The following is an 18,203-nucleotide window of genomic DNA, read 5'->3' as shown; positions in this document are numbered from 1 at the left end:
GGACTGGACAGGCACGCCGCGTTGGCGACAATAGGACCTTTCACATGGACAGAGGCAGTAAAATGAATACGTTAGATGCAATCCGCCAGCGCCGCGCCACCAAGCAGTTCGATACGCAGCACGTGATGACGCTCGAAGAGAAAAAAGCGTTGCTGACTATCGCGCTGCAGGGCGCACCCAGCGCTTTTAACCTGCAGCACTGGCTGCCCGCTGCTGATCGAAGATCGCGCCCAGCGCGAGAAAATTCGCGAGGCGGCGTGGGGGCAGGCGCAGGTGACCGACGCATCGATGCTGGTCGTGCTGTGCGGCGATCTGTCGAGCTGGGAGTCACAGGTAAAAAACGTTTGGGCCGAGGCGGCAGAGCCGGTACAGCAGTTCATGATCCCGGCCGTCGATCAGTATTATCGCGGTAAGCCGCAGGTGCAGCGCGACGAAGTGATGCGCAGCAGCGGCATCTTCGCCCAGACGCTGATGCTGGCGGCCAAGGCGCAGGGCTACGACTCTTGCCCGATGGACGGGTTTGATTTCGACGCCGTGGGCGAAATCATCAACAAACCGGCGCACTATCAGATCGCGCTGATGGTCGCCATCGGTAAGGCGGCGGGGCAACCTTATCCGCGCATCGGCAAACTGCCGTTCGACGACGTGGTAAAAACCGACCGTTTCTGATCTGAACGGTGAATGACAAAAGGGAAGGCTTGCGCCTTCCCTTATTTTTCTGCGACGCACAGTTCGTTCCAGTAGCTGAAACGGATGCGCCGTTGCAGGCGGTGATGCCACATAGAACACTCCTTCTACCCTACACGGTTTAAATAAATAGCACCGCGCCGGGCGCAAGACGAATGCCTTATTGTGCATAGCTTGCCCGCTGGATGGGATTAGCGGTATTTATTGACGTTGGCCACGGCGGAATCTAAAGACGTTACCTTATATTTCCAATAGGTTATTTTATTGGCCTGCGCTGCGCCCACCGCACCGAAATAGGTTTGCCACGCCGTGGCGCTGGTCAACAAATCGCTAAACATCTGCGCCAGCTCGGTCACGCTCCAGACGGTACGGTAGCCTTTCACCGCAGAAGGCGCCGGCGGCGTATGCTGAACATAGCCACCAACCGAATACCGGTTCTCGTAGGCCATAAATACGGTGTAGACCCGTCCGTGCGGCGCCGTATGCTGGTACCAGGGGATCACCACAAAATGGTGGACGGGCGGGCCAATCATGAAATGCCAAACGGCGGTTTCCGAGTTCGCCCCAGAGAACCCCAGCGCGATATTGATATTCTTTTGCATGTCACGGTTATTTTCGATCGCGGTTCCGGCCCCGCTATCGTCCTGCGTTTTGCCATAAACGGCCCGGCTCATTTGGGCGGGGACGCCAGGGCAATTATTTATTGCCATCAGATAATTATTGCTGACGATGGCATTGATTAATGTCTCACCGGTATTGCTCATATTGATATTTTCTCCACACGCAAGGTAAATATTCTAATTATTTTCATGCTTAATAATTAGAATGGATTAAATAGGCTGAGTGGCGGCATCGATAATAAGGTTAGACAAAAAAGACTTTGGCATTCGTTTATGCTCACTTATTTTTCTGTCTCACGACGGCAGGCTCGGCTGCTGCTGAGATTGAATGGCGTTTGTAAAACATCATGCCCGCCGCGGCGCCCAGGATCGCCAGCGAGCCCAGCAGCTGCAGCAGGCTGAGGCGGTGGCCGAACACCGCCCAGTCCACCACGATCGCCACCGCCGGGTAGATGAACGACAGGGCGCCGACCAGGGCCGTGGGGATCTTCTGAATGGCGCCATACAGCAGCGTGGACATCAAACCGGTATGCACCAGGCCGAGGGTTGCCAGCAGCAGCCAGTCTATGGGGGCCGCAGGCGGCGTAGCCAGGCCGGCGAACGGCGCCAGCGCCAACGTGCCGACGGTCAGCTGAATCAACACGATCAGCTGCGGCGGCAGCGCGGCCAGCTGTTTGACGATCGCCGCCGCAATGGCGTACATCAGGGCTGCGCCCAGCGCCAGCGCCACGCCAAGCAGATAGCCATCTCCGCTGCCGCCGTTTTGCCGGCCGGCGACGATCAACACCATCCCCGCGAACGCCAGTAGAAGCCAGCCGATCAGCCGTCAGTTTTTCGCCGAACAGCAGCGCCCCCAGCGCCACCAACATGAACGGCTGAACGTGGTAGGTGACGGTAGCGACAGCGATCGAAGCATGCTTATAGGCGGCAAACAGCAGCGTCCAATTGAGCACCAGGGCGATCCCTCCCAGAATGGCGAAGGCCAGCTGGCGGCGGTTGATCGCGCCCTGTTTCAACTGACCGAGTGCGGCGCAGGTCGCCAGCATGGCCAGCGCGCCGAACGCGCAGCGCCAAAACACCACCGTCGCAGGCGGCTGCCCCAAAACGAGCACCGGCCACCCCACGGTGCCGGAGATGGTCATGGCGAGGATCATTTGCACTGCACCGCGCGTTTTAATTTTCATGTTGTTTCCTTCGTTGCCTGGCCGTACTTGTGGTGAAGCGGCTTAATCATTAAAATGAACAATCGAACATTATGATGAACATTAACACGAACGTTCGTCAAGTCGAACAAATGGATGGTATAGCGAACAGTGAGTGACAATCGGATGCAGAACATCACGCCTATCGGCCTGCTGTCGGCGGCAATCCGCCGCGAGCGGGAGCGGTTGAACCTGTCGGTGACCGAACTGGCGAAGCGTGCGGGCATCGCCAAATCCACGCTGTCGCAGCTGGAAGCCGGCAGCGGTAATCCCAGCCTGGAAACGCTGTGGGCGTTGGCGATGGCGCTGGACGTGCCGGTCAGCCGGCTGATTTCACAGCCGAGCAGGCAGGTGCAAGTGATCCGCGCCCATGAAGGCACGCCGGCGCTGTCGGAGCAGGGCAACTACGCCGCCACGCTGCTGGCGACCTGCCCACCGGGGGCGCAGCGCGACATTTACCGGCTGCGGGTGCAGCCCGGCGAAGCCAAACTTTCCCGGCCGCATCCCCCCGGCACCGTCGAGCATGTGATTATCAGTAGCGGGCGAGCACGCCTCGGGCCGGCGGACCAGCCGCTGGAGCTGAGCGCCGGCGATTACATCAGCTACTCCGCCGATCGCGAGCACGTTTTCGAGGCGCTGGAACCGGAGACCACCGCCGTGATGCTGATCGAACAGGGCTAGCCCCGGCGTTGAAGGTCCGTTTATTGAAAATGATTCTCAATTATATTAGTGTGCCCGCCTGTTTTGACGCCGGGACGGGCGCGTAGCCCGGCATCGCCGTTTATTGCCCTTCAAGGACCGAAGATGAAAATCGCTATTCCTTCACTGCTGTTATTCGCCGGTTTGACGGCAACGCACCCGGCCACCGTGTTAGCCGTTGCACCGCCCGCCGCGGCGGATCAGGGCCAGAACGACACGGCCAACAATGATTTCAGCTTCGTACGCTATCGCGCGGATTACCGCGTCAACGCCAACGCCACCAACGTGAAGACGGAAAGCTACGAAGTGTTGCTGAAGACCAAGGCGGCGGTCGAGAAATTCAGCCAGATCCGCCTGAGCTACAGCGAAAAAATGGAAACGCTGGAGGTGGTCGCCGCCTACACGCTGACCGCCGACGGCCAGCGCCACGACGTGGCGCCCGATCGCATCTATACCCAGGAAAGCTACTCCAGCGCCACGGCGCCGCTGTATGCAGACCGCAAAGTGCGCGTCATCGTGTTCTCCAACCTGGCGCCGGGATCGCGCGTGGTGTATGAGCTGCGCCGCACGCAAAACACCCCGTATTTCCCCGACTATTTCGGCCTGTGGGAGACGTTCAGCGTTTTCGATCAGTTCGACGACGCCGAAGTGACGCTGCAGGCGCCGGCCAAGCTGCCGATGCATATCTTCACGCGCGGCGTGGAAGGCGGGGACCAGCCGCAGATCCGCGACGGGCAGGCGCACTGGCGCTGGCATTATTCGCGCAGCGCGCCGATGAAATCACAAAACTGGGCGGCGGACAGCTGGACCTTCAGCCCGACCATCATGGCCAGCACCTACCGCGAGTGGCCGCAGTTGGCCAAGGCCTACCAGCTGAAGGCCGGCGCGGCGGCGCAGGTGACGCCGGGCATCCAGGCGCTGGCGGACAACATCACCGCCGGCATCAGCGATCGGCGCGAGCAGGCGGAGGCCCTCTATCGCTGGGTGGCGCAAAACATTCGCTACGTGGCGGTGTATCTTGGCAACGGTGGGCTGGAGCCGAATTCGGCGCAGAGCATTCTCGATAACCACTACGGCGACTGTAAGGACCACGTGGTGATCCTGGAGGCGCTGCTCGCCGCCAAAGGCATTGCAAGCTCGCCGGTGCTGATCGGCGTGGACGAAGGCCCGATACTGCCTAAGGTGCCGCTGCTCAGCCGCTTTAACCACGCCATCACCTACGTGCCGGAGTTCAAACTGTACCTGGATTCCACCAATCCGTGGGCGCGGTTCGGGCAACTGCCGGAAGGCGACCTGGGGGCGCCGGTGCTGCTGACGCGCGACGCCAAACTGGCGCGTACGCCGGGCAGTGACGAGCAGCCGGTCAAGAGCGCGCTGAGCGTCAATTTCGTGTTCGACAAAGCGGGCAATCTGCACGGGCAAACCGAGCGTCGGCTGAGCGAAGTGGAAGAGATTGACCTGCGGGGCTACTTCTCGCAGATCAACCGGCAGAACCGGGCGCAGGCCGAAGCGTCGATCATGTCCGCCTCCGGCATCGACGGCAGCGGCGAGGTGGCGATGAACAGCGATCCGCTGGATCTCAAAAAACAGTTCGGTTACCGCTTCCGCTTCAAGGCGGACGACTACGTCGATTTCGGCGTAGTGGGCGGCATGACGCTGCCGAATCCGCCCGGCGGCAAATCGTTCCGCACGCTGTATACCACCACGGCGGCGCCGAGCAACGAAACGCCGTTCTACTGCAGCGCACAGCGCTACGACGAAACCTACCGTCTGCAGCTGCCGGCTAACGTGCCGATCATCGCCATTCCGCAAGACAGACAGTTCCGCAATGCGGCGGGCGACTATCGCGTAGCGTGGCGACGCGACGGGCAACAGGTGATCGTCAATCATCAGCTGCAGGTGAACGCCATTCGCGGCAAGGAAGCGCTGTGCCAGGCGCAGGATTACCCGGCGTTCCGCGAGCTGTTCCAGCAGGTGCGGCGCGGTTTCCGCGGCCAGGTGGTGTACGGCGAATTGGCCAACGGAAAATAAGCTGCTGCCCCGTCGCGCTAAGCGGCGGGGCGCAGGCCTCAATTGAACTCGCCCGCAACCTCGGACCACAGGCTGACGCGGCAGCCGCGCGCGGCGAAAGAGTCCATCTCGCGCTTGATGCCGCTGCTCTCTTGCCAACCCGGCAAGTCGAGCACGATCAACTCATCCATCGCCGCCATGAACAGGGCGTCGATCGGCGCCCACAACTTGCCGATGGCGGTTTTGTCGAGTTCTTGCAAACACAGGTTGATCGGATGCGACATGCTGACCTGGCTAAAAACGGCGCTGCCGGCGCGCACGATAACGGCGGCGACCTCGTTGCAGGCGATAAAGCGTTGCTGCACGACGTTGGCGTCGGCGTGGCTGTAGGGGCAGGCCAAAAATATCTTTCTCATTACCGTTTGCTCTCTCGCCGATTACGCCATCATCGGCGCCGGCGCGGTCAAAAATGATTGCGCAGAGCCGCAAATGCATCGTGCTGGCGGACGAAAACAAGCTGCGCGGACATGCGATGACGTTGGTGGCCAAATGGCCCGAAGTCGATTATCTGGTGACCTCCGACAGCGGCAACGCGTTGGAAGGGCTGATTTTCCCGGCCAACGTCAATGTGTTGGTGGCACAGGTATAAAGGGTTATGAGAAGCCTTTCTCCGGGCCGAGCAACCCGGAGAAGGCCTCCAAACCGCTTTCCTCTAGGCGATGTTGACCTCGCGCACCTCTTTGGATCTCAGCGTTACGCGGATCGGCACCGATTTGTACGAAGGCGTGCCGCTTTCCTCATCGATGTAATGCAGCGGCACCAGCACGTTGGCCTCCGGATAGTAGGCGCCGACCGAACCGGCTGAAATGTTGTAGGCGATCACCGTGATGCCCTCCAGGCGTTGAGTGCAGCCGGGCAGCGCCGTTTCCAGATCGACCACGTCGCCATGCTCCAGCCCCAAACGTTGCAGATCGCTGTCATTCATGAACAAGACGTCGCGCCGGCCGAAGACCCCGCGGTAGCGATCGTCCAGAGCATAGATGGTGGTGTTGTACTGATCGTGGCTGCGCAGCGTGATGAGCCGTAGCGTGTCTTTGTCTGCCGTTGTCTCGTCCTCATGCAGCCCGCTGAATACGGAAAACATCGCCTTGCCCGTCGCCGTCGGCCACTGGCGCTCAGTCGGCGGCAGCGGCATGCGGAAACCGCCGGGTTGACGAATGCGCGCGTTGTAATCGTCGAAGCCGGGGATGGTTTTTTCGATCAAATCGCGGATCACGTCGTAATCTTCGATCAGTTCATCCCAGGGCACCTTGCTGGCGGGCATCACCGCTTTGGCCATGCCGGCCACAATGGCGGGTTCCGAACGCAACAGCTCCGACGCCGGTTTGAGTTTGCCGGACGAGGCGTGAACCATCGACATCGAATCCTCCACCGTCACCGATTGCCGTCCGCCGGCCTGCAGATCCAGCTCGGTGCGCCCCAGGCAGGGCAGAATGAGGGTTTGTTTCGCCACCAACAGATGACTGCGGTTGAGTTTGGTGCCGATATGCACGCTTAATTCCAGCGCTTTCATCGCCGGGAAACTCTGCTCGGGGTCCGGCAGCGCCACGGCGAAGTTGCCGCCCAGGCAGATCAACGCCTTCGAGGCGCCGTCGATCATCGCCTGCATGCATTTCACGGCATCATGCCCGTGGGCTTTGGGCGGGGTGAAGCCAAACACCGTTTCCAGCTTCGCCAAAAAATCGGCCGAGGGTTTTTCGGTGATGCCGACGGTGCGGTTGCCCTGCACGTTGGAATGGCCGCGCAGCGGGCAGATGCCGGCGCCCGGTTTGCCGATGTTGCCGCGCAACAGCAGCAGATCGGCGATCAGGCGCACGTTGGCGGTGCCTTTGTTGTGCTGCGTAATGCCCATGCCGTAGGTCACGATGGTGGCGTTGGATTTCGCGTAAGCGGCGGCGACCTGTTCCAGATCCCGGCGCGCCAGGCCGCTCTCCGCCTCAATCGCATCCCAACCGGTGGTCTTCAGATCGGCGGCAAAATCCGCAAAACCTTCCGTGTGCTCGGCAATAAAGGCGTGGTCCAGCGCATTGCCATGTTCGTCATCCAACTGCAGCAGCGCTTTGGCGATGCCTTTGAGCGCTGCGGCGTCGCCGCCGGCTTTGACCTGATAGTAGGTGGAGGCGATAGGGGTCGAACTGTAGGTCGCCATTTCGATGACGTTTTGCGGATCGGTGAAACGCTCGAGCGCCCGCTCGCGCAGCGGATTGAACACGATAATCGGCACTTTTTTGCGCGCCAATTCATGCAGCGTGCCCATCATGCGCGGGTGATTGGTGCCCGGATTGTGCCCGATGGAGATAATCAACTCCGCGCTGTCAAAGTCATCCAGCGACACGGTGCCTTTGCCGATGCCGATCGACTGCGGCAGGCCTACGCTGGTCGGCTCATGGCACATATTGGAACAGTCGGGGAAGTTATTGCTGCCAAATTCCCGCGCAAACAGCTGGAACAGATAGGCCGCCTCATTGGACGCGCGGCCGGAAGTATAAAACTCCACCTGCTCCGGCGGCAGCGTCTGCAAAACGGCGGCGATGCGTTGAAACGCCTCATCCCAAGCCAGCGGGCGCAGCGTGTCGGTCCCGGCGTCATAGAACAGGGGCGTGGTCAGGCGACCATAGTCCTCCAGTTCATAGTCGGTTTTCCGCAGCAGTGAGGTCACGGTATTTTGCGCCAGGAATTCGGCCGTCACGCGTTTGCTGGTCGCTTCCCAGGTCACGGCTTTGGCGCCGTTTTCGCAAAACTGGAAGGTGGATCGATGTTCTTTATCCGGCCATGCGCATCCCGGGCAATCAAACCCGTCGGGCTGATTGGTGCGCATCAGCGTTACCGGCGCCTCCAGGGTATCCATCTGTGTGCGCACGGCGATGGCCGTCGCTTTCAGCGCGCCCCAACCGCCGGCGGGCCCATCGTAGGGATGAACCCCGGGAACTGCTCGTCTTTTCGCCATTATTGATTGCCTCCGACACCGCTTACGATAAATACAGGTGATTGATTTACTATGAATATTATCCTTATCGTCCAAGGCGGACCGCAGGCGCCGCCGTCGTTGAACGCAGGCCTGTCGATTCAGTATAGATGAGTAAAAAAGGAGACAGCGGCCATCTGTGCGGGGAGAGCGGCGGCCCGTTTAACCGGAGGTGGGCCGCCAGAGGGTTACTTTTTCACCACCAGCCCCACGCCGCGGCCGCGCGGATCGGACGCGGTTTCCGGCGTGCGGCCATCGATGCGGATAGCCTGAATGTCCCCCATGTTCCAGCCCTGATCTTCGAGGGTGTAGCCCATGGCTTTCAGCTCTTCCGCCGGTTTGCCGGTCAGCGGCGCAAAGCTGTCATAGTACAGGGTGTCCTTCGGCAACAGCTGATGGTGCACGCGCTGGGCGGCCACCGCCTGCGCCAGCGGCAAATGGTAATCGTAGAGGTTGTTGATCACCTGGAAGATCGACGTGAAGATGCGCGATCCGCCCGGCGTGCCGATCACCAGGCTGACTTCGCCGTCGCGGGTGATGATGGTCGGGCTCATCGAGGAGAGCATGCGCTTGCCCGGCTCGATGGCGTTGGCGTCGCTGCCCACCACGCCGAAGGCATTGGCGACGCCGGGTTTGGCGCTGAAGTCGTCCATCTCGTCGTTGAGCAGGAAGCCGGCACCTTTGACCACCACGCCGCTGCCGAAGTCCCAGTTGAGCGTATAGGTGTTGCTGACCGCGTTGCCGGCGGCATCGACGATCGAGAAGTGGGTGGTTTGGTGGGTTTCCAGCCCCGGCCGCACCAGTTCGGTCGGCGAGATCGCCGTCGGGTTGATTTCTGCGGCGCGTTTTTGCAGGTAGTCGGGGGCGATCAGCTGCGCTTCCGGCACTTGAGTGAAATCCGGGTCGCCGAGGTAGTCGGCGCGATCGGCGAACACGCGCTTTTCGATTTCCGCCAGCAGGTGGATATAGCGCGCCGAGTTCAGCGGCACGCCCTTGAAGTCGGCGGCGCGATCTTCTTTTATCCCCAGCAGCTGCGCCAGCGCAATGCCGCCGGAGCTGGGCAGAGGGGCGGTATACACGGTGTTGCCGCGCCAGCTGATGCGCATCGGCTCACGCCATTTCACCCGATAGTCGGCCAAATCCGCCGCGCCGATCAGCCCGTTGTCGCGCTGCATTTGCGCCACCAGCAGGCGCGCGGTTTCGCCGTGATAAAAATCGTCGGCGCCCGACTTCGCAATGCGCTCGAGGGTGGCGGCCAGCTCCGGCTGTTTGAACACCGTGCCGGGCTTCATGGCGCCGAAATAGTCGCCAAAGTTGGTTTTACCGGCGAACAGCTTGTTGGCGTCTTCACGGTACTGATACTGCTGATCCGCCACGGTGAAACCTTGCCGGGCGTAGCCGATCGCCGGCGTCAGCAGTTCGGCCCACGGCAGCTTGCCGAAGCGCTTGTGGGCTTCCCACAGCCCCAGCACGGTGCCCGGCACGCCGGCGGCGCGGCTGCCCACCAGGCTGAGATTTTCGATCACTTCGCCTTTCTCGTTCAGGTACAGGGTTTTGCTGGCGGCCTTGGGGGCCACTTCGCGGTAGTCGAGGAAATAGGGTTTGCCGTCGATATACAGCGTCATAAAGCCGCCGCCGCCTATATTGCCGGCTTCAGGGTAGGTGACCGCCAGGGTAAAGGCGGTGGCGACCGCCGCATCGACCGCGTTGCCGCCGGCCTGCAGAATGTGCGCGGCGACTTTTGCGCCATACTGATCCGGGGCAGCGACCGCGCCGGCGGTCAGATCGGCGGCAAAGGCGGTGGGAACGGTGCAGGCCAGGGCCACGCTCAGAGCTATCGTTTTCAATAAACCGGCAGACATAGAAGATCCTTTTAGCGATTTTCAATTATCAGGTGAATTCAACTAATTATTTTGAAACAGCAGGTTAGCGCGTTTTCTTCGGGCTGTTGCGGCGCTTTATTGAAGGTAGCAGCGGTCAGGCGGGGCCGCCTGACCAGAGTAGCGAATCGTGACGTGGCGCGTTATGCACCGGCGGGCAACGCCGACTGCAGCCATTGGCAGAAGTGCCGGGTGAGCGGGTTGTGTTCGCTGTCGCGGTGTAGCAGCCACGCCCAGTTGGCGCCGCGCACGCGTTGCTCGGTTAACGGTTGCAGCAGCCCGGCGTCGCGCGCTTGCTGCGCCAGCAGTTGGCTGACCAACGCGACGCCCAGCCCCTGGCAGGCGGCGTCCAGCAGCAGACCGGGATCGGAGAAGTTCAGCCCGCTGTCGCGCTGGCCGACGTGCGCGCCGCCCGCCACCGTCCAGTGGCTCCAGTCCATCTCCCGTTCGCCGTGCAGGGTCATGCGCTGCTCCGCCGCTAGCGCCAGCAGGCTGGGGTGGCAGGCGGGATAGAGCCGGTCGCTGCAGAGCACGTTAAAGGTGCAGTCCGCCTGCGCGCTGAGATCGTCGCGGATCGCCAGATCGATACTGTCCGTCGCCATATTCGGCGGTTCAAAACTGGTGAACAGCCACAGGTCGACCTGCGGATGCTGCCGATTGAAGTCGCCCAGCCGCGGCATCAGCCAGTGCCGGGCGAAAGCCGGAGTGGTGTTGACGATCAGCTGATTGGGTTTGCGGTACTGATCCAAACGGCGAATGCCGACCGCCAGCTGTTGCAGCATCACCTGTGCGGTGCTGAACAAATCGTGGCCGGCGTCGGTCAGCGTTACGCTGCGGCCGGTGCGGAAGAACAGCGGCTGTTCCAAAAATGCCTCGAGGCTGCGGATCTGCTGGCTGATGGCCGACTGGGTCAGGTGCAATTCTTCGGCGGCCTGATGAAAACTGCCCAGGCGCGCCGCCGCTTCGAAACCGCGCAGTGCGCTCAAGGGGGGCCAGTGTTTTAACATTATCGATAAGCCTGTCTAATCAGATATCCACTAAATATATCGTTTGTCGCGGTGGCAGGGGAAGACTAGCATAAGATTCAACCGCATAACCGTGAATTATTCGGTTAACTTTTTGAATTATAAATGATTAAAAGAGGTCTTTAATGTCAACTCGCCGCGTGTTTATTAAACAGCTTTCCGCCGTCGCCGGAGTCGGTCTGACGGCCTCGCTGGGCGTTTCGTTACACGGTCACGCAGAAGCTGCGCTTAATCCGGCCTGGCGGATGCCCGACGAAGGGGAACCGCAGCAGCGGGCATTTCTCGCCTTCGGCGCGCAGCGGGCTATCTGGGGCGAATTCACGGCGGATGTGCAGGCGGCGCAGGGCCGTATCGCCCGTGCCATCGCCGAGTTTCAGCCGGTGACGGTATTTTGCCGCGAGCGTGAACGGCAATTGGCCGAGGCCACCTGCGGCAGTCACAATGTCAGCTATGTCGTCACCGAGCTGGATGACATCTGGGTGCGCGACTTCGGCGCCAATTTCGTCGTCAACGGCGCCGGCGAACTCGGGGCGGTGGATTTCAACTTCAACGGCTGGGGCAATAAACAGCGGCATGCCAAAGATGCGCGCCTGGCGGCGTTTGCCGCCAACCGCTACGGTGCCGCCCAACTGCGCCGCAGCGCACTGATAGGCGAAGGCGGCGGTATCGAAGTGGACGGGCACGGCACCGGCATCATGACCGAAAGCAGCTGGGTGAATGCGAACCGTAATCCAGGCTGGAGCCGGGACCGGGTGGAGCAGGAGCTGAAAGCGATGCTCGGCCTGCGCAAAATTATCTGGCTGCCGGGCATTAAAGGCCGGGACATCACCGACGCCCACGTCGATTTTTACGCCCGCTTCGTGCGGCCGGGTGTGGTGGTGGCCAATCTGGACACCGATCCGGACTCTTATGACCATGCGGTTACCCAGCAACATCTGGCGATCCTCAAGGCGGCGACTGACGCCGACGGCCGCCGGCTGCAGGTGCATACGCTTTCGCCGCCGCTGGCGCCGCGCGACAGCCGATTCAGCCGCAACAACCCGGATTTTGCGGCGGGCTACATCAACTATTTCGTCATCAACGGCGCGGTGATCGCCCCGGAGTTTGGCGACCCGCAGGCGGACCGGGCGGCGCTTGAGCTGCTGACGGCGCTCTATCCGCAGCGCAAGGTGGTGCAGCTGGAGATCGACGCTATCGCAGCCGGCGGCGGCGGCATTCACTGCGCGACCAACCAGCTGCCGGTGTAAGGCATTCACCGCGTGCGCGTCTGCGAGCCAATTCAGCTTGAGCACGTTGACGCGGGGTTCGCCAAATATCCCCCAAGTAGGTGGCTGAATATGCGCGTTGATAAGCGATTCGACCTCTTGCCGGTTTTGTCCAGTATCAGCGTATTGACATCTCCGGCGGCCTCAACCGCGTTTCCTGACGTTGCCAGCATATTAAAGCGCATTGTTCTGTCGATGCCGGCAATACCGATGGTAGAACGCCATTTTGATCGTCGAGTTCGCCGAGGAGATGCACCAGCGGGGTGAAACGCTGATTGGCGCGGCGGCACCATCACCGCCACCGCATTGGCCATCTTTTTCGTCCCGCTGTTTTATGTGTTGGTGCGCCGTATGTTTACCCGTCGGCCCGCCAACCCGCCGTCACAGGCAGGAGAATAACGTGTTGCCACGAGTCATGATGTTAACTTTACCGCTGCTGACCGGCTGTATGTCGCTGGATCCGCACTACCAGCGCCCGGTGGCGCCGGTGCCCGCCGACCGCGCGCGCCAGGCATTTGGCTGCGCGCGGTTTTTTTATGGAAAGTGTAAAGAAACAGAAAACCCGGCCGGCGGCCAGAACTCGCTGCGGTGAGCAGAGTCAGACAGAGAACCGCATTCATCTTTTACTCATATCGGCTCGAGGTCGTCATGGCAGAAGACATTCAGCAACAGGTCATCGCGCTTATCGCCGCCTTCAACGCATCAGGGCGGCTGAAGAAGGGCGTGGCCATTACCCCGGAAACCGAGATCAACACCGCGCTCAACCTGTCGTTCAGCGATTCCAACACGCTGATGCGCCGCTACTTCGATACCTTCGGCGTCGACAGCGGCAACTACAACCACGAACTGTATTTCCGGCCGCCGACCAACACCGGGCGCTGGTTTTCCCCCTCCGCGTGCAAAGAGCATCCCCGGCCGCTGTGCGTATCGATGCTGGTGCGTTCCGCGCGCGCCAAGCGGTGGCTGTACGACATCCACTTCCTGATCGAGCAGCTCCGCTAGCGCCGCGTTATTGCTCCAACACCTCGGCGAACTTCGCCAGCCACTGCGGATGCGCCGGCCAGGCCGGGGCGGTGACCAGATTGTCGTCGACGTGCGCCTGATCGATGCCGATCTCCGCATAATGGCCGCCGCCCAGCCGCACTTCCGGCGCGCAGGCCGGGTAGGCGCTGCAGGTGCGGCCTTTCAACACCCCGGCCGCCGCCAGCAGCTGCGGGCCGTGGCAAACGGCGGCGATCGGTTTTTTCGCGGCGTCAAACGCCTGCACCAGTGCGATCACGTCGGGGTTCAGACGCAGGTATTCCGGCGCCCGGCCCCCGGGGATCAAGAGCGCATCGTAGTGCTCTTCTTTGGCGGCGGCGAAGTCGGCATTTAAGGTAAAACGGTGGCCGGGTTTCTCGCTGTAGGTCTGCGCCCCGTCAAAGTCGTGGATTGCGGTTTGGATATAATCGCCGACGGCTTTGCCGGGGCACACGGCGTCCACCCAATGGCCGATCATCTGCAATGCCTGAAACGGCACCATGGTTTCGTAATCTTCGGCGTAGTCGCCGACCAGCATCAGAATCTTTTTCTTGCTCATGATCACAACTCCTGCGGGATAGGGATTGCCTAAGGTATAGCCCAGCGCCCCTGGGAATGCGAACCGCAAAGCGCCTATCTATACTCGTGATACTGCGGCGCTTTTCTCGCCGCTCAACCCCAGGGAGGATCCCCGATGCTGAATCTGGCTACCTTGCTTGAAGAGAGTGCGCGCACCTGGCCGGAGCGGCCGGCGGTGATACAGGACGACAACCCGCTCAGCTATCGGGCGCTTAACGAAATGGCCAATCGGGTGGCGAATTTGTTGGCCGCGCGCGGCGTGCGGCCCGGTGAACGGGTGGCGCTGGCCTGCCCGAACCGGCCGGAGTTTCCGGCTATCTATTACGGCATTCTCAAAAGCGGCGCGGTGGTGGTGCCGCTGAATATTCTGCTTAAAAGCGCAGAGTTCGACTATTACCTGGCGGATTCGGCGGCGGTGGCGCTGTTTTGTTTCGAGGGCAGCAGCGGCCTGCCGCTGGGGGAGGAAGCGCTGCGGGCGGCGGCGAAGGCGGAACAATGCCGCGAGGTGTTTATCATCGGCGATCGGTTGCCACTCGAGGGGGAGCGTTTCAGCGCGGCAATAGCCGAACAGGCTACCGAATTCGCTTCGGCGACGACGCTCGAAAGCGACACCGCGGTGGTGTTGTATACCAGCGGCACCACCGGCCGCGCCAAAGGGGCGGAGTTGACTCACGCCAATCTGGTGCTCAACGCTTTGGGATCGGTGCGGCTGTTCGACGGTTCGGAGACGGCCCCCGATCGTCACCTGGTGACCTTGCCGCTGTTTCATACTTTTGGTTCGACGGTGCAGATGAACGCCGGGTTTGCCGCTGCCGCCACTCTGGTGCTGGTCGAGCGCTTCGATGCCGCGCAGGCCATCGCGCTGATGCAACGGCACGGCATCACCTTCTTCGCCGGGGTGCCGACCATGTATTGGGCGCTGTTGAATGCGCTGGATGAGCACACGGATATCGAGCGCTTGCGCAGCACGCTGCGTATGGCGGTGTCCGGCGGCGCCAGCCTGCCGGTGCAGATCCTGGAGGATTTCTCGCGCCGCTTCGGCGTCAACATTCTCGAAGGGTATGGGCTGTCGGAGACCAGCCCGGTCGCCACCTTTAACCATCCCCATCGGGTAACCAAACCCGGCTCCATCGGCCAACCGATCTGGGGCGTGGAGGTGCGCCTGCTCGACGCCACCGGGCAACCGGTCGACGGCATCGACCAGGTCGGGGAGATCGCGGTGCGCGGTTACAACATCATGAAAGGCTATCTGAACCGCCCCGAGGCGACGGCGGAGGTGCTGGAGAACGGCTGGTTCCGCACCGGTGACCTGGCGCGCCGCGACGCTGACGGTTTCTATTTCATCGTCGATCGGGCCAAGGACATGATCATCCGCGGCGGGTTCAACGTCTATCCGCGCGAGATTGAAGAGGCGCTGATTCGCCATCCGGCGGTGTCGTTGGTGGCGGTGATCGGCGTTGAACACCCGTCGCTGGGCGAAGAGATCAAAGCGGTGGTGGTGTTGAAAGAGATGGAAGAACCCATCGAGGAGGAAACGCTGATTGCCTGGAGCCGGGAGCGGTTGGCGGCGTACAAGTATCCGCGTATCGTCGAGTTCGTCGAGCGTTTGCCGATGACCAGTACCGGTAAGGTGTTAAAGCGCTGTTTGCGCTGAGGAAAATCCGGCCTGCCGGGGCAGGCCGGGATACGGGCATCAACCTGGGTAGATGCCGCGCTCTTTACGTGCGGTCAGGATGCGCTCACAGGCCACGATGTAAGCCGCGGTGCGCAGGCTGCACTCTTTCTCGGCCGCCTTGTTCCAGACGTGGACCATGGCGTCGGTCATGATCTTGTCCATACGCTCGTTGATCTCGGACTCGCTCCAGAAGTAGCTCGCCATGTCCTGCACCCACTCGAAGTAACTGACCGTTACGCCGCCGGCGTTACAGATAACGTCCGGTACCACGGTGATGTTACGGGAACGCAGAATGTCGTCCGCATCCGGGAAGGTCGGGCCGTTAGCGCCTTCCAGCACCAGCTTGGCGCTGAGGATTTCGGCGCGCTGACGGGTGATTTGGCCTTCCAGCGCCGCTGGGATCAGGATGTCCATGTCAACCGACCAGAACGCTTCGCTTTCGATCTCGCTGGCGCCAGGGAAGCCGGCGATCTGCTTGTGCTTGGCCTGGTATTCGGTCAGCGCAGTCAGGTCGATGCCGTTGGCGTTGAACAGGGTGGCGGAGTGGTCCTGGATGGTGACGACGCGTGCGCCGACGCCAACGAACAGGCGAGCCGCTTCGCTGCCCACGTTACCGAAACCTTGAACCGCCACTTTGGCGCCTTCGATCTGCACGCCCAGACGCTTGGCCACTTCGCTGCCGGTGACGAACACGCCGCGGCCGGTCGCTTTCTCACGGCCCAGGGAGCCGCCGAGGTGGATTGGCTTGCCGGTGACTACGCCGGTGATGGTGGTGCCGTGGTTCATGGAGTAGGTGTCCATCATCCAGGCCATCACTTTGGCGTTGGTGCCGACGTCCGGTGCAGGGATGTCTTTCTGTGGCCCGATGATGAAGCCGATTTCGCTGGTGTAGCGGCGGGTCAGTCGCTCCAGTTCACCTTCAGACAGTTTGAACGGGTCGACGCGGATGCCGCCCTTGGCGCCGCCGTACGGCAGGTTGACCGCGGCACACTTGATGGTCATCCAGGCGGACAGGGCCATCACTTCGTTCAGATCGACGTCAGGGTGGAAGCGGATACCGCCTTTGCCCGGCCCACGCGACAGGTTGTGCTGTACGCGGAAACCTTCGAAGTGACGGATGGTGCCATCGTCCATCTGCAGCGGGATATCGACAATCAAAGCGCGCTTAGGATGACGCAGCGTATCAACCCAGCGTGACAGCTCGCCGAGGTAAGGGGCGACGCGATCGATTTGTTGCAGATATGTAGCCCAAGCGGTGGTGCTGCTGTCTGAAGCGTAGGATAGCTTTTCCATAACCAACCTTTATATATTAGAGGTATTTATTTCGTTTAACCGTGGATTAGCAAGCGCATAACACTTTGCGACGCTAAATTTACCACTAATTATGCCGGTTGTTAGCCCCCCTCTCATCGGGCCAGCGGACGGTTTTTCGCCGCCTGCAGGGCGGCAAATGAATAGTTAATTACTTTTCATTGGCACTGAGCGGGTGCATGCATACTTTATGCATATAAAGCGCATAAAAACCCTTTTCATCTATTTTTCAGAAGCTTGAATGTGATCAAAAAGTTTCATTTTATTTAACTGCTATGTTGACAATGGCGTTTCCCCTCGGCAGCGTTAAAATCCTGTTAAAACGCCGTCTGCGGCCGTGTTTTTATCGTGCAAAGAGAAGCATAATCCGAGGCTGTTTTAATGTGTTGCGGTCGTCGAGGTAGGGTCTGACAAATGTGCTCACCTGAAGCGGACGGATGACCGCGAGCGGCCACCCGTTCAGGTTTTGCCAATCAGCGTTAAAGAAGACCGCGCCGCCGTGGCGTGGTCATCCGGCACGCATTACGCGCCGGTATGCTGATAGCGTTTTAATTCCACCGGCTCAGCGCCGATACTCGCCAGATATTCTTTGACGGACGCCGGCGCGGAAGCCCGTGTAAATTGGTAGATGTTTTCATCTGCATCCAACAGCGTCTCCCATTTTACAATGTTCACCCAGCGAGGTTCATTGTCTACGCTGATGCCTGAGTCACGTGAAATGAACCCGTTCTGGTTTGAGATAAATTCCTCTTCTACACGCTTGTCCAATACGGCAAACGCTTCAGGGCTGAGTGAGGCCGGCAGTTTAAAACTTGAAACTTCAATAATGTAGCCGTTGGCGGAACAGTCCGCCATGGATTCATGGTTCATAGTAAAAGTCCTTTAAATTAAATTGCTTATACAACTCAAATTAAGCTGCATCCTTATTGCAGTACTGCAAGTTAAATTTATTCTCTATGCCAGAAGGAAATAGTTAGGAATAGTCCGAATTGACGTTTTTATTTATGCAAAAGATGATGATTTTTATGAGATTTTTCTTGTATAAAGGAGTCCGCTAATCAATTCGCGATCGGCATGAAGTGAATAATTCAATAAAGGGATAGGGATTAATGTCATTGGAAAAGATGCGGCTTTTAAATAACAAAATGGCATGTGAATAAAGTGACTTTAAATATTTCCCTTTCCTCTTTCGCCTGGCGGGGGAT

The 18,203-nt window shown here is 60.2% G+C and carries 15 protein-coding genes and 3 pseudogenes; 9 read left to right on the top strand and 9 right to left on the bottom strand.

Annotated elements, in window-relative coordinates; translation table 11 throughout:
• Nucleotides 1–62 precede the first annotated feature (62 nt).
• Nucleotides 63–669, top strand: a pseudogene (locus HMPREF3138_RS14825) (nitroreductase family protein).
• Nucleotides 670–878: 209 nt separating this feature from the next.
• Here HMPREF3138_RS14825 and HMPREF3138_RS14820 read toward each other — a convergent pair.
• Complete coding sequence (locus tag HMPREF3138_RS14820; RefSeq protein WP_038871555.1) at nt 879–1,451, bottom strand: hypothetical protein; 573 nt, start codon at nt 1,449–1,451, stop codon at nt 879–881.
• Between the two features lie 133 nt (nt 1,452–1,584).
• Nucleotides 1,585–2,491: pseudogene (locus HMPREF3138_RS14815) on the bottom strand (DMT family transporter).
• A 144-nt stretch (nt 2,492–2,635) separates the two neighbouring features.
• Between HMPREF3138_RS14815 and HMPREF3138_RS14810 the strand changes: the two are divergent.
• Together HMPREF3138_RS14810 and HMPREF3138_RS14805 are read left to right on the top strand one after the other, a co-directional pair.
• Nucleotides 2,636–3,190 (top strand): helix-turn-helix domain-containing protein, encoded by a 555-nt coding sequence (locus HMPREF3138_RS14810; RefSeq protein ID WP_077267569.1) that lies wholly within the window; start codon nt 2,636–2,638, stop codon nt 3,188–3,190.
• A gap of 123 nt (nt 3,191–3,313) precedes the next feature.
• Nucleotides 3,314–5,239 (top strand): DUF3857 domain-containing protein, encoded by a 1,926-nt coding sequence (locus HMPREF3138_RS14805; RefSeq protein WP_038871561.1) that lies wholly within the window; start codon nt 3,314–3,316, stop codon nt 5,237–5,239.
• A 38-nt stretch (nt 5,240–5,277) separates the two neighbouring features.
• Here the strand turns inward: HMPREF3138_RS14805 and HMPREF3138_RS14800 are convergent, their stop codons facing one another.
• Nucleotides 5,278–5,634: a DUF1937 family protein gene (locus HMPREF3138_RS14800; protein ID WP_038871563.1), complete on the bottom strand. Its 357-nt coding sequence runs from the start codon at nt 5,632–5,634 to the stop codon at nt 5,278–5,280.
• A 53-nt stretch (nt 5,635–5,687) separates the two neighbouring features.
• On the opposite strand from HMPREF3138_RS14800, the gene HMPREF3138_RS14795 reads away from it, so the two are divergent.
• Nucleotides 5,688–5,867: a DeoR/GlpR family DNA-binding transcription regulator gene (locus HMPREF3138_RS14795; protein WP_038871565.1), complete on the top strand. Its 180-nt coding sequence runs from the start codon at nt 5,688–5,690 to the stop codon at nt 5,865–5,867.
• A gap of 63 nt (nt 5,868–5,930) precedes the next feature.
• On the opposite strand, the gene HMPREF3138_RS14790 is transcribed toward HMPREF3138_RS14795, so the two are convergent.
• The 3 genes from HMPREF3138_RS14790 to HMPREF3138_RS14780 form a co-directional block, all read right to left on the bottom strand.
• Nucleotides 5,931–8,228 carry an FdhF/YdeP family oxidoreductase gene (locus tag HMPREF3138_RS14790; protein WP_094300741.1) on the bottom strand — a complete coding sequence of 766 codons (2,298 nt, stop codon included), beginning with the start codon at nt 8,226–8,228 and terminating at the stop codon, nt 5,931–5,933.
• A gap of 203 nt (nt 8,229–8,431) precedes the next feature.
• The gene (gene ggt / locus HMPREF3138_RS14785) at nt 8,432–10,105 is read right to left on the bottom strand and encodes a gamma-glutamyltransferase (RefSeq protein WP_038871571.1); all 1,674 of its coding nucleotides are present in this window, start codon (nt 10,103–10,105) and stop codon (nt 8,432–8,434) included.
• Nucleotides 10,106–10,266: 161 nt separating this feature from the next.
• Nucleotides 10,267–11,130, bottom strand: a complete 864-nt coding sequence (locus tag HMPREF3138_RS14780) for a LysR substrate-binding domain-containing protein (RefSeq protein ID WP_038871573.1) — start codon at nt 11,128–11,130, stop codon at nt 10,267–10,269.
• A gap of 143 nt (nt 11,131–11,273) precedes the next feature.
• Between HMPREF3138_RS14780 and HMPREF3138_RS14775 the strand changes: the two genes are divergently transcribed.
• The 4 genes and pseudogenes from HMPREF3138_RS14775 (at nt 11,274) to HMPREF3138_RS14770 (ending at nt 13,415) form a co-directional block, all read left to right on the top strand.
• Complete coding sequence (locus tag HMPREF3138_RS14775) at nt 11,274–12,395, top strand: agmatine deiminase family protein (RefSeq protein ID WP_038871575.1); 1,122 nt, start codon at nt 11,274–11,276, stop codon at nt 12,393–12,395.
• A 300-nt stretch (nt 12,396–12,695) separates the two neighbouring features.
• Nucleotides 12,696–12,812: pseudogene (locus tag HMPREF3138_RS27495) on the top strand (hypothetical protein); the annotation flags it as partial.
• A gap of 19 nt (nt 12,813–12,831) precedes the next feature.
• Complete coding sequence (locus HMPREF3138_RS27490; RefSeq protein ID WP_162215434.1) at nt 12,832–13,005, top strand: hypothetical protein; 174 nt, start codon at nt 12,832–12,834, stop codon at nt 13,003–13,005.
• A 56-nt stretch (nt 13,006–13,061) separates the two neighbouring features.
• Complete coding sequence (locus tag HMPREF3138_RS14770; RefSeq protein ID WP_038871577.1) at nt 13,062–13,415, top strand: DUF1493 family protein; 354 nt, start codon at nt 13,062–13,064, stop codon at nt 13,413–13,415.
• A gap of 7 nt (nt 13,416–13,422) precedes the next feature.
• Here HMPREF3138_RS14770 and HMPREF3138_RS14765 read toward each other — a convergent pair whose 3' ends face one another.
• The gene (locus tag HMPREF3138_RS14765) at nt 13,423–13,992 is read right to left on the bottom strand and encodes a DJ-1/PfpI family protein (RefSeq protein WP_038871579.1); all 570 of its coding nucleotides are present in this window, start codon (nt 13,990–13,992) and stop codon (nt 13,423–13,425) included.
• 135 nt (nt 13,993–14,127) lie between these two features.
• Between HMPREF3138_RS14765 and HMPREF3138_RS14760 the strand changes: the two genes are divergently transcribed.
• Nucleotides 14,128–15,666, top strand: coding sequence for a long-chain-fatty-acid--CoA ligase (locus tag HMPREF3138_RS14760; RefSeq protein WP_038871581.1), 1,539 nt, complete (start codon nt 14,128–14,130; stop codon nt 15,664–15,666).
• Between the two features lie 39 nt (nt 15,667–15,705).
• Here the strand turns inward: HMPREF3138_RS14760 and HMPREF3138_RS14755 are convergent, their stop codons facing one another.
• The gene (locus tag HMPREF3138_RS14755; protein WP_038871583.1) at nt 15,706–16,980 is read right to left on the bottom strand and encodes a Glu/Leu/Phe/Val family dehydrogenase; all 1,275 of its coding nucleotides are present in this window, start codon (nt 16,978–16,980) and stop codon (nt 15,706–15,708) included.
• A gap of 540 nt (nt 16,981–17,520) precedes the next feature.
• On the bottom strand, nt 17,521–17,868 hold the full coding sequence (locus HMPREF3138_RS14750) for an antibiotic biosynthesis monooxygenase family protein (protein ID WP_038871585.1): 348 nt from the start codon (nt 17,866–17,868) through the stop codon (nt 17,521–17,523).
• Between the last annotated feature and the right edge of the window lie 335 nt (nt 17,869–18,203).

The organism is Serratia sp. HMSC15F11 (assembly GCF_001808215.1).
In the GTDB taxonomy this organism is placed as follows: domain Bacteria; phylum Pseudomonadota; class Gammaproteobacteria; order Enterobacterales; family Enterobacteriaceae; genus Serratia; species Serratia nevei.
The sequence above is the reverse complement of the archived record's forward strand: the minus strand, read 5'-3'. Positions and strand labels throughout refer to the sequence as shown.